Annotated in this window: 1 protein-coding gene; it reads left to right on the forward strand. The window is 50.5% G+C overall.

The genetic code is table 11. The features are described 5' to 3' along the window. On the forward strand, positions 1 to 646 hold a 646-nt coding region (locus ACR0E6_RS22495; protein ID WP_480587566.1), incomplete at both ends, for a hypothetical protein.

The raw sequence follows: 646 nt of genomic DNA on the forward strand, positions 1-646 counted from the left end.
CGGTTGCCCCCATCCGCTTTGGAAAAACCCCGTCTATTTGGCTTTTCGCTTTTTCAGCTCTGCTTGCAAGCCTTGCCATAGGGATACGCCCCTATTTTTTGCTGTGTCTCTGTTGCGCAGCATTCTGGTTGACTTTGCGCCTTATACCAACAGGGCTTACTCTGCTAAAGGCCGTTTATGTCGCTACATTCTGGATTGCTGCCGTCGGTTTGGCCGGAGCGCTGACGAACGTCATGCCATACGTTCTCGCCGGCAACTTACAGGCCTTTTTGGATGGAATGCAGTTGCTACGACAAGACCTGATCCTCCAATCATTGACGAGCAATTTGAAAGAGCAACACAGCTGGTTCACCGATCGCGTTCTTCCTGTTTTTCCCTTCCTCGCACTGGCTTCGGTCTCCACTGCGATCGCAGCTGTTATACATTTGGTCCGAGGTCGAAAGACGCGACTATCAGACCAAACAAAGGGTCTTTGGACAGATATCTTAGTGCTAACCTTAATATTGCCCGGCCTGATCGAGGCAGCGATACTCTACAAGCATTTTTGGTCACACTACCTACAACTGTTTGTACCGTTTTTTGCTATCGGAACAGGGTTCTTCGCCGCTCTTTTGTGGCGTGGGCCGTTGCAAGCCAGAACAGGAAG

This window comes from Ruegeria sp. AP12 (assembly GCF_056540025.1).